Genomic DNA, 12,821 nt, shown 5'->3' on the forward strand with positions numbered 1-12,821 from the left:
GCCTTTCTTTGCTTACTTTCTTTGGCAAGACAAAGAAAGTGAGTCGGGCCCGGCAGGGCGCGAAACAGGGGATGCACCACCGGGGCCCGACTCAAAACCTCACTTCAAATCATCCAACGCCAAGTTCAACTCCAGCACGTTGACGACCGGCTCCCCAAACAGCCCCAGCATTGGCCCCTTGGTGTTCTCATCCACCAACTTGCGCACCATCTCCACCGGCAGGTGCCGAGCCCGCGCAACACGCTCAACCTGATACGCAGCCGCAGCCGGACTGATATGCGGGTCCAGCCCACTCCCCGAAGCCGTGACGAGGTCAGCCGGAATTGGCGCCGTGTTCGTCGGGTCCGCTTCCTTGAGCGCGGCAATCCGCGCCTTGGCTTGCTCCGTCAACGCCGGGTTGCTTGGCCCCAGGTTGGAGCCCCCCGAAGCCTGCGCGTTATACGGGTTGGGCGAGGTGGCCGAGATACGCCCCCAGAAATACTGCGGCGTATCAAAGTTCTGCCCGATCAGCGACGAGCCAACGGGCTTGCCGTTGCGCTCAATGATCGAGCCCCCGGCCTGCGCCGGAAACACCGCTTTACCGATGCCCGTCACCACCACCGGATACAGCACGCCGGTAATCAGCGACAGGCCAACGAAGATCACCAGCGCCGCGCGCAGCAGGCTGCCTTGTTGCGGCACATCGGCCTGCACGGGTTGAGTTGTGGTTGCCATGAAAACGCTCCTTGCTTAAACCCAGCCCATTGCGGCCAGGAACATGTCGATGATCTTGATGCCCGGGAACGGCAGCAGCAGGCCGCCCAGACCGTAGATCAGCAGGTTGCGACGCAGCAGCGTGGCCGCGCCCAGCGCGCGGTACTTCACGCCCTTCAGCGCCAGCGGAATCAGGAACACGATGATCAGCGCGTTGAAGATCACCGCGCTCATCACCGCCGAGGCGGGCGTCGCCAGATGCATCACGTTCAGCGCCGCCAGTTGCGGATACGTCGTTGCAAACGCGGCCGGGATGATGGCGAAGTACTTCGCCACGTCATTGGCGATCGAGAACGTGGTCAGCGAGCCGCGCGTCATCAGCATCTGCTTGCCGATCTCGACAATCTGGATCAACTTGGTCGGGCTGGAATCCAGGTCGACCATGTTGCCGGCCTCCTTGGCGGCCTGCGTGCCGCTGTTCATGGCGACGGCCACGTCCGCTTGCGCAAGCGCAGGGGCATCGTTGGTGCCGTCACCGGTCATGGCGACGAGGCGGCCTTGTGCCTGCTGCTCGCGGATGAGCGCGAGCTTGGTCTCGGGCGTGGCTTCGGCGATGAAGTCGTCGACACCCGCTTCAGCGGCGATGGACGCGGCAGTGAGGCGGTTGTCGCCGGTGATCATCACCGTCTTGATGCCCATCTGGCGCAGCTCGGCAAAGCGCTCGCGGATGCCGGCCTTGACGATGTCCTTCAACTCCACCACGCCGAGCACGCGGTCGTTGTCGCTCACCACCAGCGGTGTGCCGCCTGCGCGGGCCACGTCGTCCACCGCAGTCGACACGGCTTCCGGAAACTTGCCTGCCAGCAGCGTGACATGCGTGCGGATGGCATCGGCGGCGCCCTTGCGGATCTGGCGCGCCTCGCCGTTCTGCCCCACGTTGATACCGCTCATACGCGTCTGCGCAGAGAAGGCGACGTACACGGGCTGCGTCTTGGCCAGCGCCGCTTCATCGATGGACGCTTCGCCCAGGTTGCGTGCGAGCGTGACGATGCTGCGGCCTTCCGGCGTTTCATCGGCCAGCGACGACAGCCATGCGGCTTCGGCCAATGCCTTGGCGGTCACGCCCGGCGCCGGAATGAAGCGCGACGCCTGACGGTTACCGTGCGTGATCGTGCCGGTCTTGTCGAGCAGCAGCACGTCCACGTCACCGGCGGCTTCCACGGCACGGCCCGAGGTGGCGATCACGTTGGCCTGCATCATGCGGCTCATGCCCGCCACGCCAATGGCCGACAGCAACCCACCGATGGTGGTCGGGATCAGGCACACCAGCAGCGCAACCAGCACGGTGATGGTGATAGGGCTGCCTGCCTTCATTGCCTCAACGGAGAACAGCGAGTACGGCAGCAGCGTGACCGTGGCCAGCATCAGGATGATGGTCAGGCTCACCAGCAGAATGGTCAGTGCCAGCTCGTTGGGGGTCTTCTGGCGCTTGGCGCCTTCCACCATCGAGATCATCCGATCCAGGAAGCTCTCGCCCGGGTTGGCGGTGATGCGCACGATGATCCAGTCCGACAGCACGCGCGTGCCGCCCGTGACGGACGAGAAGTCACCGCCCGATTCACGGATGACGGGTGCGGATTCGCCGGTGATGGCGCTTTCATCCACCGAGGCCACGCCTTCGATCACCTCGCCGTCGCCCGGGACCATGTCACCGGCTTCAATGAGGACGACATCACCACGGCGCAGTGCGGTGGCGGCACGGGCTTCCACGCGGTCACGACGGTGCGCATCCGACAGCACCTTCGCCTGCACGGTGGTCTTGATACCGCGCAGCGATGCCGCCTGCTGCTTGCTGCGGCCCTCGGCCAGCGCCTCAGCAAAGTTGGCGAACAGCACGGTGAACCACAGCCACACCGACACCGCCAGGATGAAGCCCGCTGGGGCTTCGGCCTGGCCGCGCAGGGCCATGATCCACAGGATGGTGGTGAGAATGCTGCCGATGTAGACAACGAACATCACCGGGTTCTTGGCCTGCGCACGCGGTGACAGCTTGCGGAAGCTATCGACAATGGCGGGCTTGACCAGCGCCGACGAGAACATCGACAGCTTGCGCACTTCCTTGGCCGATAGCGGTTGATGACCGCCATGGTGCGTGGTGGTGGTGCGCGCTTGCGTACCGGCATGGGCCGCAGCGTCTGTGCTGTCGAGCCGATGCTGAACGGTGCGCACCACGGGGTCTGAATCTGGGTAACGGATAGCCATAAGGCACCTGTTGATATGAGTGGACTGCGCGCCTTAGCGTGCGAGATGTTCCGCAATGGGGCCGAGCGCCAGCGCCGGGATGTAGGTGAGCGCCCCCACCAGCAGCACCGAGCCGATCAGCAACACGACAAAGAGGGGCCCGTGCGTGGGCAGCGTGCCGACGGTCACCGGCAGGCGCTTCTTGGCGGCAAAGGTGCCGGCCATCGCCAACACCGGCACGATGATCCAGAAGCGGCCCAGCCACATGGCAATGCCCAGCGCCACGTTGTAGAACGGCGTGTTGGCAGACAGGCCCGCAAACGCGCTGCCGTTGTTGTTGGCGGCCGAAGAGAAGGCGTACAGCACCTCAGAGAAACCATGCGTGCCGGGGTTGAAGATGCCTGCCTTGCCCTGCGCCATCACCACCGCCACAGCCGTGCCCACGAGCACCAGCAGCGGCGTGACGAGGATGGCGATGGAAGTCATCTTCATCTCGAACACCTCGATCTTCTTGCCGAGGTATTCCGGCGTGCGGCCGATCATCAGGCCCGCAATGAACACGGCCAGGATGGCGTACACCAGCATGCCGTACAGGCCCGAGCCCACGCCGCCAAACACCACTTCACCCAACTGCATCAGGAACATCGGCACGAAGCCGCCCAGCGCGGTCAACGAGTCATGCATGGCATTGACCGCACCGCACGACGCCGCCGTGGTGATGGTGGCAAACAGCGACGACGCCACGATGCCGAAGCGCGTTTCCTTGCCCTCCATGTTGCCCACGGCCTGGTCGATGCCGAGGTTGGCGAGCATGGGGTTGGCATGCAGCTCCGACCATGCCAGGAAGACTGCCAGCACGGCGAACAGCACCGTCATGGCGGCCAGCACCGCCCAGCCCTGACGACCGTCACCCACCATGCGCCCGAACGTGAAGCACAGCGCCGCCGGGATGATGAAGATCGCCAGCATCTGCACGAAGTTGGTCAGCGCGTTGGCGTTCTCATACGGGTGTGCCGAGTTGGCGTTGAAGAAGCCGCCGCCGTTGGTGCCCAGCATCTTGATCGCCTCTTGCGAAGCAACCGGGCCCATCGGCAGCGTCTGCGTTTGCGTGGTGGCTTTTTCCGTCACGGGGTTGCCTTGGGCATCCTTGAGCGGATTGCCTTGTGCATCCATCTTCGGGTTGTCGTACGTGGTGGCGGTGACGGTGGTCACCTCCTTGTACGCATCGAAGTTCTGGATCACGCCCTGGCTCACGAAGAACACCGACACGATGATCGACAGCGGCAGCAGCACGTACACCGTGGCGCGCGTGAAATCGACCCAGAAGTTGCCGATGGTGTTGGCCGAATGGCGTGCAAAGCCGCGGATGAGCGCAATCACCACCGCAATACCGGTGGCCGCCGACAGAAAGTTCTGCACCGCCAGCCCGAGCATCTGCGTGAGATAGCTCATCGTGCTTTCGCCCGAATAGCCCTGCCAGTTGGTGTTGGTGACAAAGCTGACCGCCGTGTTGAACGACGAATCGGGCGTGATGGCACCAAAGGCCTGCGGGTTGAGCGGCAGCCACTGCTGCGCGCGCTGCAACGCATACACCGCCAGCGCGCCCAGCACGTTGACGACGATAACCGCCACCGCATAGCGCTTCCAGCCCATCTCGGCCTGGGTGTTGACGCCCGCAATGCGATAGAACAAGCGCTCGATGGGGCCGAGCCAGTGCACGCGCGAAGGCTTGTCGCCAAACACGCCGGCCATGTACGAGCCCAGCGGTTTGGCCAGAACCAGCAGCACGACCAGATAGATCGCCAGCTGGAGGAGGAACGCATTCATGGTGTGCCTCGCTTATGTTTTTAGAAACGTTCCGGCCACAGCAGGGCCACGAACAGATAGACGAGCAGGACCGCCGTGATGGCCCCGGACAAGACATAGAGCCAGGTCATTGCTTTTTCTCCGTGGCGTGCGTGGTGGGCTGATCACGCGTGGCAAGCCGGGCAGTCAGGGCGAGCAACCCGCCCACTGCCAAGGCCAGCACCGCGAGGCCGGCGAGATAAACGAAGTCCATGTGCGCTCCCCTTTCTCTTTCAGGTTGTGATGATCAGAACGTCTTGGTGACGGCGAGCAGGGCGGTGGCCTTGCCCATATAGCTGCCGCGCGTGTTGGTGTAGGCCAGGCGCGAAGCGTTGGTGTCGATGTAGGACAAGGAAGCTGTCCAGCCCGAACCAAAATCCTTCGTCACGCCCACTTTCCAGTCGGCATACGACGTGCGCACCGCCTGATGCGGCACCTGTTGGTAGCCCACGTGCAGGTTGAGCGTCAGGCCCCAGAAGCCGGTGTCGAAGTTGCCCGACAGGTCGAAGTACTGGCTGTGGTGGCTATCCGCAAAACCGAACAGGTTGGAGAACGCGTGCGAGTACTTGAACGCGACCGGGCCATAGCCGATCTGTGCATAGCCCTCGGTGGTATGCGGGCGGGTGTACCCGTCGGGATAGCTGCCGGGGTAGTAGTACTGCAGCACGCCCACGTCGATGGGGACGTCCTTCATCAGCTCGGTCTTGTAGCCGCCGTAGAAATCCATCTCGATGGGGGCAGACACGTTGGGGTTGGAATCCCCCAGCCAACTGATCGACGAGTTCCAGTTGCCGACGTAGAAACCGTTGGGCAGTGCGTAGTCAACGCCGCCCTGGATGGCCGGCTTGTTGTTGGTCTGCATGATCCCGCGATAGCGGTACTGGCTGGCCAGCGTCAGGTTGGCCGTGAGCGGGCTGGCGGGCGCGGCGGCCGGTGCCGGCGCGGCGTCCGTGGACTGCGCAAATGCGGCCGCGCTGGAGAGTGCTGCGGCACAGAAGACAACGCCACCGATGACGGTGGCGTGCAAAGAAACCTTGGCTTGCATGGACCTTTCCCTTGTTGTTTTAGGTGCCGCCCGGCCCGGCGCTCAAGCGCCCGACTGGAGCCGAATGCGGCGTGCACGCGGGCTCCCGTCAGTGGGCCGGCGTGCAGTGCAACATTAGGGAAAGGGGGGTAAAAACGGGGTAAAGGTTGGGGGGAGGAGTGTAAACGCCGTGTAAAAACCCGGGAAGTACCCTCGATAGAGGTGTGGTCGTCTTCTATACCCCCATCCGCTTGCGAATCTCACGGACTAGGCCGTCGAATTCGTCAGCAGCCTCTGCCACTTGAGCGTTGTAGCCAGAATTAACCATACCCCTCAGTTTGCCAATTGCGACGCCATACTCTTGTGCCTGTGGGGCAAGGCTATGGAAGTCCTTGATAGATGCGAGTTTGTTGCTGTGATACGGGACAATGGCAGGATCTATTGCGCGCAGGACGTCAACTACTCGATCTCTCACTCGGGGTGCGATTTTGCTCTCCCAAAATTCATGCGGGCGTGTTGAGTTACGGCCAGACGAGACTTTATAGGCTGACGTGACGTATCCCAAGTAAATAGGGCTTCCATGAAGCAGATCATCGCGCGCATCAGGAGCTGCCAGTCCCCGAACGGTTTTCCAATCGTTGATCCAACGGGCGAGCGATCGCCCAACCGTTGTCAATGCGCGCAGAGAAAACAAATCTGCGGCTACGGGGGTTGTAAAGAAATCTGAATCGAGCAGAACAGCTCGATTCAACGGACCCACATTCGGTCCAATATCGTAGATCACCACATCGACGTCATATCGCTGGCCCATATCTCGGACTGCCCGCGAAAGAGCGCACATGACGTCGTAGTCGCGCCCTTTGCGGGCAAACGACCCCGTCCAGGCCGAAGGCAACTCCTCCTCATAGTCCGCCAACAGTACATCTCCTGGACAGAGGAATAGGCCTTCCTTGATTTGATACGCATCCACCTCCTTAATCGGGCCTTTGCCGTCCACCACCGGTTTGATGGCAGACCAAATCGTGCCCCCGTTCACGTCATCTGACTCACCAAGCAACGCGTCGAGTGTTTTCTCTTCCAGATAGAACGACGTCAAGTTGCACTGCGGATCTGCATCGACCATCAGTACACGGACACCCATGTCCACAAGCGTGTCTGCGACGTTTACCGTCAAAGTTGTCTTGCCAACGCCCCCTTTATGGTTGAAGAAAGTTAGCGTGCGCATGGTTTTCCCTCCCTTTCAATGGTTAATGTGCCAAAGGCTACCAGTACTGTTGCATAAATTGTTATTCCAAAGTATTCCAGCTAACGTGGGGTACCCCGAATATGGAAACAAAAAGCCGCCTATGGCGGCTTTGTCTACATTCGGCGGCTATAAATCAATTCACTCCACCGCCGCCTCTCCCTCCTTCCTCTTCGCCCCCTTAGCAAACCGCACCGACAACGCCTTCCGCGCCGTATCCAACCCTTCGCCCTTGCCCGCCACCTTGAGGAACGCATACCCCTCCAGCACAGCGGTCATCACATCGCTGCCCAGTGCCAACTGCGAATCCGATAGCCGTTCCTGGATGCGATTCACACGTACCAAACGGCTGCGCAGTTGATCGAAGGCGGCCAGATCGCGGCGGACTTCTGCGAGATTGAAGTTGCCCGGCAGCACGTTGGGGTTGTTACCCAGCACCTCCACCGCCTTGCGAGCAAAGGCTTCGGATTTATCGCCCATCTTGGTCAGGAAGCGGCGCTGCTCGATGGACAGGTCGATCAGGCCGGTGAGCCTGTCTTCCAGGGTTTTCAGCGCACCGTCGATTGCGGCCAGATCGGTTGTCGTGAGTTGAAACGAAATCAGATTCTGTGACATTGCATTCCTCTTCTTGGGGTCGCTCAGTCGTGCAGGCGAGCACGAGCGCGGGAGGTTCGCCAGCGCAGCGCCCCCGATCAATAGGAAATGGCCGCTAGGTGGCCGTTTTGGCTGCAAGTCGAGGCGGATTCTTATGCCGATGGCGTTCGGAACCCCGCAGATGGGGTTCTGAACTCGGGTATGTGACGTTCCGAACGTCATGCATGAGGTTCCGAACCTCTCGGCTGGAGTCCGGAACACGAAGCGCGGCGTTCTGAACTCCATGTATCGGGGTTCTGAACGCCGACATGCGGGGTTCGGAACGCCATGCATAGGGTTCTGAACGGCAACGTTGGGGTTCTGAACCCCACGGGTCGGGTTCGAAACACCAAACGCGTTGTTCTGAACACTGCGGCTGCTGTCCAGAACGGCTTCCGAGAATCGGCGTGCTCCGCGAGCCAAGGGAAATGCTTCTACATAGCCGACCGCTAAGGCTTGAACGTAAGAACAAGCGTCCTGCTGCCAACCTGCCCAGGCTTCTCCAAGGGCAACGGAGACGAGCGCTCTATCGCCTTAAGCACCGCGTCATCATAGGTCTTCACGCCGCTGGATTTTTGGAGCGTGGTGCGCAGCACTGCACCATCTGGACCGAGCAATACTCTGACAACGGCGCTGATGTCACCCGAGAGGGTGTCGTCCGCGATCACAAGGTTTGACCTCACCTTGGTACGGATCTGTTCAGCGTAAGCAGACGTTGCTGCAGACAAGCCTGGGGACGAAGCCTTCATACGCGTGGAGGCTTCGTCCACGCCGAAGATATAGTGCTTCGAGAAGGAAACGCGCTTCGCTTTACCCGTTTCAAGGTCTTTAACCGGTGCGCACTTCATCGACTGAACCGCACGCAGTGCGGCTCCATCAAGCAGGGCACTCCCAGAAGACTCGCTGATCTCCGCTTCGGTGATTGTCCCGTCTACCTCTATGACGGCAGAGACAACGACCCGGCCTTCGGCCCGCGCTCGTCGAGCCTCAGCCGGATAGACCGGTGGAGCCTCGTTGCATCCGCTGGCAGGCACCTTGACGTCCGCCTGCGGTGGCGTCGGTGTGGCGCATGCCGTCAGCAGTGCAAACGGCACGATGCAAGCTAGTCGCTGCATGTGATACGACATGAATCCCCCAGTTTTTTTGCCCGGCATTTGTCTGATTGCTTTGCACTGCGCCTGGAATCCTAGCCGAAGCGTGTGACGGAGCTACTCAGTCGACTCTTCGCCCGCAGGTACATCAATCCCATCCCAAACCGTCAACGCTGTATAAGCCCCTTCCGCATAATCCAAACACGTCCACAGATACTCCGCCTGCCGCACCTCATCCATCGCACGGAAATGCTCGAAGCCACTCGCATGCAGCATGCTCAAAAACGCCCGCAGCTTTGAGAGCTTGTCGAACAAATCAGCATGCGCCTGATAGCGGCGAATATCGGGAACGGCTTGGGGGTCTGTCATGGCGATGTCTCCGTCGAATTGAGGAAACTCGCCACCCGGGGGGAGGGTGGGCGAGCACTGACAAGGTTGGAACCCGAGTACCGTCACTCGATCGGCGCGAAGCCGTCCCTGCCAGGCTCGCCCATAAAGGGGGAGCGGCCACGGGAGATTGACGACAAGGACCTATGCTCGGTCCCTGCCGGACGATACCGAGGGTTCCAATCCTCGGCCGCTTTCTCTCATGGCACGAAAGCGGCACCGGGAGCATAGGGTGCCGCCTTCGATGAAGGCAATGCTTAACGGGACATTTCAGAATGCGCTGATACGGCTATCGCGCCGTGTCCCCCGCAGCATGAGGGGCGCATTATCGCGCAGCGGCAGACCACTGCTCAACGCGCCGGGTAGGGCACGCCAAGATCCCATCGCGACTGCCAATGCGCGACGTACTCGCGCGCGACCTCCGGCATATCTCGAATCACGACCACGTTCTCGGAGTTGGCCGTCTCGGCAGACGGCGCGAAATTGAAGGAGCCTGTTTCGACAGTACTGCCGTCAACGATGATCGTCTTGTCGTGATGAATATGAAAATGGTCGTTGGTGCGCAGCTCCACGCCATTGCGGGTTACGAAGTCCATCGCGGCCTTGCTGGCTTTGCCCTGGTTGCGCCTCTTGTCGATCACGATGCGCACGTCCACGCCACGTTGCTTGGCATCGACCAGCGCTTGCATGATGTCAGGCGCCTGAAACGCATAGGCGAGCATCTGGATGCTGTGCTTCGCGCTACCAATCGTCTCCAATACCAGCGTGCGCGCCGAGCCTTCTGGAGAAAAACCCACCTGCACATTGGGTTCGGCATGCGATAGGGACGAGATGCTGAGCAGCGCCGCCAGTGCCATGCATCGGATGGTTGTCATGCTTCCGGGTCTTATGCGTTCACAAGACCTTGAGGATAGCGGCAATTGATTCTTCTGCTCGCGTGCTCAGTGCCCAAGCCCACTCTTGGCAATCTGCTGCTCGACAAACTGAGCGAACAGGGCATGCAAGTGTGTCGACGGGTGAAGGACGTCGGCAAACATGTACGTCTGATCGGCGTTGGCCGTCACGTAGGTTGCCGGCGAGCAGAACAACGCTGTCGCATGCGGCGTTTTCGCGGGGTCGCAGGCGAAGCTGGTGTTGGACACGACAAAGCCGTTGGCCTGAAAGCTCGCGATGATCTGGTTCTCCCAGGTGTAGGAATCCACCTGGATGACCTTGCCCTGCACACCATTGGTCTGCAGGGCGGCGTTCAGGCTGGTGTTGAACATCTGCGACAACTGCGTCAGGTTGGCCCCGCCATCGGCCGAGGCAACGGCTTCGGGCGCGAGCCCGACGTTCGGCACATTGACCACCACGACATGCGTGGCGCCGTTCTGGATGATCTGCGCAATGACTTGCGCGAGGGTGGTGGCTGCCGTCTGCACGATGGGCGCCGCGGCCGGCAACGCCCCGGCGCGCAGCACGTCATTCGCGCCCGCCCACACGAGCACCAGTTGATTGGCGTTGAAGCTTCCGTAGGTGGACAGATAGCTGGAGACCTGCTGATTGACCGGCATTTCGACGTTGCCGATCACGTCGGTCAGAAAGTCGTACAGGTTTGCCGGCGTTGCTACCGTCGCGCCCCCCTCCGCGTAGCCGAGTCCGCCGTGCGCGGTCAATGCATGCGTGATGTCGATCGTGAACGCCGCGCTAAGCGTATCGCCGTAATACTGCGCGACGTCTTGCGTCCACACTTGCCCCGGGTTGGTCGTGAAACGCCCGCCGCCCACTGCGCTTGCGATTGGCGCGAACGTGCCGACATCTGACAGGCTGTCGCCAAACGACACCACCTGCAGATGAACGCCGCCTGCCGGAGTTGGTGTGCCACTGCTGTTGCTCGAACTCTCGCCCCCGCCGCCGCATGCCGTCAGCACTGCAGCCATTACGGCAAGCATGGCGGCATACACCTTGTGATTGATTGCTTGCATGGCGCCTCCCTTGTTGGTCGGCTGGGTCGTTGCGATGGGCATCTTCGTCCAGCATAGAAGATGCCCGCAACCCTGTGGCGCTGCGCTCCCGCGTGCACATTCTGAGCGCATGAACATGAAGAAAACGCGGCCGCGCTAGTTGTCTTCTCGCATCGATGGCGTCAAGGTCAGCCCCACCAATAACCCTTCCGGCCCGATGAAGCGACTGACCGTCTGCCCCCACGGCTCTCGCTTGTTCTTGACCAGCATTCGATACCCCTGCGATTCAAGCGCTGCCGTAGCCCGTTCAACGTTGTCGACGTCAAACTCGATCCAGGCTTGCGGTATAGGAACGTCATCAGGCCACGCATCCTTGCCATAGCAAGACTGCGCTGCCTCAGAGAGCGGCCACAGGGCGAAATGCTTTGCCCCGTTCAGCGCCTCGGTGTGAAGGTAGCCGCCCGTCTCTTCCTTGAAGGGGATACCGAGCGCCTGGCAATACAGGCTGCGGCTTGCCGCCGTGTCACGAACAATCGGGCCAAAGCCTGCGATGAATAAAACGGTCGTGCTTGGGGTCGCTTCCATGATGGCTCCTTTGCCCAGAACGCGCGGTTTGGCTCAGTCGCCAGCCATCGCCATGCATGTCGGCACGCCCCCGGGCAGCACATGCAGTGGGGGTATTTTTTGTCCACACCCGCAATCGCCGTGCCTAAAATTGTGCTGTCACAAGCGTGGGCCACACAGAGCCTAGGCAACGAGGCGCACTGACGCACGGCAGCCGTTGTTTCTGTCACGCCACCGTGATTGATGGCTCGGATACCTGTCCGATGCGCGTGGAAGGGAGGCTGCCATGCAAGCGCAACCGAATCCGAAGCAGAACCATCTGCTGTCTGTGCTCCCGGCCGAGGAATGGTCAAGAATCGCGCCGGGGCTTGTGTTGGTCGACATGCCGCTGGGGCATGTTCTCTACGAGTCCGGCGATCGGCCTGACTACGTTTACTTCCCCGTCACCTGCATCGTGTCCCTGCTCTATGTCATGGAGAATGGTTCGTCGGGAGAAATCGCGATTGTCGGGAACGAGGGGCTGATCGGCATTGCCATCTTCATGGGCGGCGAAACGACGCCCAGCCGTGCCGTGGTCCAAAGCGCGGGCGCTGCGTATCGCATGAGCTCCCACGCACTCAAACGGGAGTTCAACCGCGCCGGCGCCATGCAGCGCCTGTTGTTGCGCTACACCCAGGCACTCATTACGCAGATGGCACAAACGGCAGTCTGCAATCGCCACCACTCGATCGACCAGCAATTGTGCCGTTGGCTGCTGCTGAGCCTGGACCGCCTGCAGTCCAATGAGTTACGGATGACGCAGGAGCTGATCGCCAACATGCTCGGTGTGCGCAGATCCGGCGTCACCGAGGCTGCGTTGAAGCTGCAGGACGCAGGATTGATCCGCTATAGCCACGGGACGATTGAAGTACTCGACCGGCCCGGTCTCGAGCTTCGCGTCTGTGAATGCTATGCCGTGGTCAAGCGAGAGTTTGACCGTCTCCTGCCTGACCTCCAGGCGATTTAACCAACGGCATCGCGGGCACCATTGCCCTCCACATCGATCTGCGTGCACGCAAGCCGTTTGATTTGAACGAAAGCGTACAGACACGGCCACCGGCAGATCGGATCGTCTCCATGTGATTGGCGCATCAACGCGCCATGCGTTGGACGCCTTG

Annotated in this window: 14 protein-coding genes; 1 reads left to right on the top strand and 13 read right to left on the bottom strand. The window is 61.1% G+C overall.

Annotation, left to right across the window (positions count from 1 at the left end):
* Positions 1 to 99: 99 nt before the first annotated feature.
* The 13 genes from kdpC to PI87_RS13265 form a co-directional block, all read right to left on the bottom strand.
* Entirely contained in the window at positions 100 to 714 is a 615-nt protein-coding gene (gene kdpC, locus PI87_RS13205; protein WP_039598185.1) for a potassium-transporting ATPase subunit KdpC, read from the bottom strand.
* 15 nt (positions 715 to 729) lie between these two features.
* Positions 730 to 2,955, bottom strand: a complete 2,226-nt coding sequence (kdpB, locus tag PI87_RS13210) for a potassium-transporting ATPase subunit KdpB (RefSeq protein WP_039598186.1) — start codon at positions 2,953 to 2,955, stop codon at positions 730 to 732.
* 33 nt (positions 2,956 to 2,988) lie between these two features.
* A complete protein-coding gene (gene kdpA / locus PI87_RS13215; RefSeq protein WP_039598187.1) occupies positions 2,989 to 4,761 on the bottom strand; it encodes a potassium-transporting ATPase subunit KdpA in 1,773 nt (590 codons plus the stop codon).
* A gap of 20 nt (positions 4,762 to 4,781) precedes the next feature.
* On the bottom strand, positions 4,782 to 4,871 hold the full coding sequence (kdpF, locus tag PI87_RS13220; RefSeq protein WP_039598188.1) for a K(+)-transporting ATPase subunit F: 90 nt from the start codon (positions 4,869 to 4,871) through the stop codon (positions 4,782 to 4,784).
* Complete coding sequence (locus PI87_RS29835) at positions 4,868 to 4,993, bottom strand: hypothetical protein (protein WP_021197073.1); 126 nt, start codon at positions 4,991 to 4,993, stop codon at positions 4,868 to 4,870. The genes kdpF and PI87_RS29835 overlap by 4 nt, the downstream gene beginning before the upstream one ends.
* A 33-nt stretch (positions 4,994 to 5,026) precedes the next feature.
* The gene (locus tag PI87_RS13230) at positions 5,027 to 5,824 is read right to left on the bottom strand and encodes a TorF family putative porin (RefSeq protein ID WP_039598189.1); all 798 of its coding nucleotides are present in this window, start codon (positions 5,822 to 5,824) and stop codon (positions 5,027 to 5,029) included.
* A gap of 214 nt (positions 5,825 to 6,038) precedes the next feature.
* A complete protein-coding gene (locus PI87_RS28075) occupies positions 6,039 to 7,028 on the bottom strand; it encodes a ParA family protein (RefSeq protein WP_052321526.1) in 990 nt (329 codons plus the stop codon).
* Between the two features lie 159 nt (positions 7,029 to 7,187).
* The gene (locus PI87_RS13240) at positions 7,188 to 7,862 is read right to left on the bottom strand and encodes a hypothetical protein (RefSeq protein WP_232313994.1); all 675 of its coding nucleotides are present in this window, start codon (positions 7,860 to 7,862) and stop codon (positions 7,188 to 7,190) included.
* Positions 7,863 to 8,128: 266 nt separating this feature from the next.
* The gene (locus PI87_RS13245) at positions 8,129 to 8,806 is read right to left on the bottom strand and encodes a TonB family protein (protein ID WP_198139556.1); all 678 of its coding nucleotides are present in this window, start codon (positions 8,804 to 8,806) and stop codon (positions 8,129 to 8,131) included.
* 81 nt (positions 8,807 to 8,887) lie between these two features.
* Positions 8,888 to 9,139, bottom strand: a complete 252-nt coding sequence (locus PI87_RS13250) for a hypothetical protein (protein ID WP_039598192.1) — start codon at positions 9,137 to 9,139, stop codon at positions 8,888 to 8,890.
* Between the two features lie 368 nt (positions 9,140 to 9,507).
* On the bottom strand, positions 9,508 to 10,014 hold the full coding sequence (locus PI87_RS13255; protein WP_232313995.1) for a phospholipase D family nuclease: 507 nt from the start codon (positions 10,012 to 10,014) through the stop codon (positions 9,508 to 9,510).
* An 84-nt stretch (positions 10,015 to 10,098) separates the two neighbouring features.
* Positions 10,099 to 11,121, bottom strand: coding sequence for an SGNH/GDSL hydrolase family protein (locus tag PI87_RS13260; protein ID WP_039598305.1), 1,023 nt, complete (start codon positions 11,119 to 11,121; stop codon positions 10,099 to 10,101).
* Positions 11,122 to 11,256: 135 nt separating this feature from the next.
* On the bottom strand, positions 11,257 to 11,685 hold the full coding sequence (locus PI87_RS13265; protein WP_039598194.1) for a VOC family protein: 429 nt from the start codon (positions 11,683 to 11,685) through the stop codon (positions 11,257 to 11,259).
* Between the two features lie 265 nt (positions 11,686 to 11,950).
* Here PI87_RS13265 and PI87_RS13270 point away from each other — a divergent pair, with 265 nt between their 5' ends.
* Entirely contained in the window at positions 11,951 to 12,670 is a 720-nt protein-coding gene (locus PI87_RS13270) for a Crp/Fnr family transcriptional regulator (protein ID WP_039598195.1), read from the top strand.
* Positions 12,671 to 12,821 lie beyond the last annotated feature (151 nt).

The organism is Ralstonia sp. A12 (assembly GCF_000801955.1).
In the GTDB taxonomy this organism is placed as follows: Bacteria; Pseudomonadota; Gammaproteobacteria; order Burkholderiales; family Burkholderiaceae; genus Ralstonia.

Coding starts and splice junctions, on each gene's coding strand:
- kdpA (WP_039598187.1), bottom strand. CDS start 4,761: ATGAATGCGTTCCTCCTCCAGCTGGCGATCTATCTGGTCGTGCTGCTG.
- PI87_RS28075 (WP_052321526.1), bottom strand. CDS start 7,028: ATGCGCACGCTAACTTTCTTCAACCATAAAGGGGGCGTTGGCAAGACA.
- kdpC (WP_039598185.1), bottom strand. CDS start 714: ATGGCAACCACAACTCAACCCGTGCAGGCCGATGTGCCGCAACAAGGC.
- PI87_RS29835 (WP_021197073.1), bottom strand. CDS start 4,993: ATGGACTTCGTTTATCTCGCCGGCCTCGCGGTGCTGGCCTTGGCAGTG.
- PI87_RS13265 (WP_039598194.1), bottom strand. CDS start 11,685: ATGGAAGCGACCCCAAGCACGACCGTTTTATTCATCGCAGGCTTTGGC.
- kdpF (WP_039598188.1), bottom strand. CDS start 4,871: ATGACCTGGCTCTATGTCTTGTCCGGGGCCATCACGGCGGTCCTGCTC.
- kdpB (WP_039598186.1), bottom strand. CDS start 2,955: ATGGCTATCCGTTACCCAGATTCAGACCCCGTGGTGCGCACCGTTCAG.
- PI87_RS13240 (WP_232313994.1), bottom strand. CDS start 7,862: ATGACGTTCGGAACGTCACATACCCGAGTTCAGAACCCCATCTGCGGG.
- PI87_RS13260 (WP_039598305.1), bottom strand. CDS start 11,121: ATGCAAGCAATCAATCACAAGGTGTATGCCGCCATGCTTGCCGTAATG.
- PI87_RS13230 (WP_039598189.1), bottom strand. CDS start 5,824: ATGCAAGCCAAGGTTTCTTTGCACGCCACCGTCATCGGTGGCGTTGTC.
- PI87_RS13255 (WP_232313995.1), bottom strand. CDS start 10,014: ATGGCACTGGCGGCGCTGCTCAGCATCTCGTCCCTATCGCATGCCGAA.
- PI87_RS13250 (WP_039598192.1), bottom strand. CDS start 9,139: ATGACAGACCCCCAAGCCGTTCCCGATATTCGCCGCTATCAGGCGCAT.
- PI87_RS13270 (WP_039598195.1), top strand. CDS start 11,951: ATGCAAGCGCAACCGAATCCGAAGCAGAACCATCTGCTGTCTGTGCTC.
- PI87_RS13245 (WP_198139556.1), bottom strand. CDS start 8,806: ATGTCGTATCACATGCAGCGACTAGCTTGCATCGTGCCGTTTGCACTG.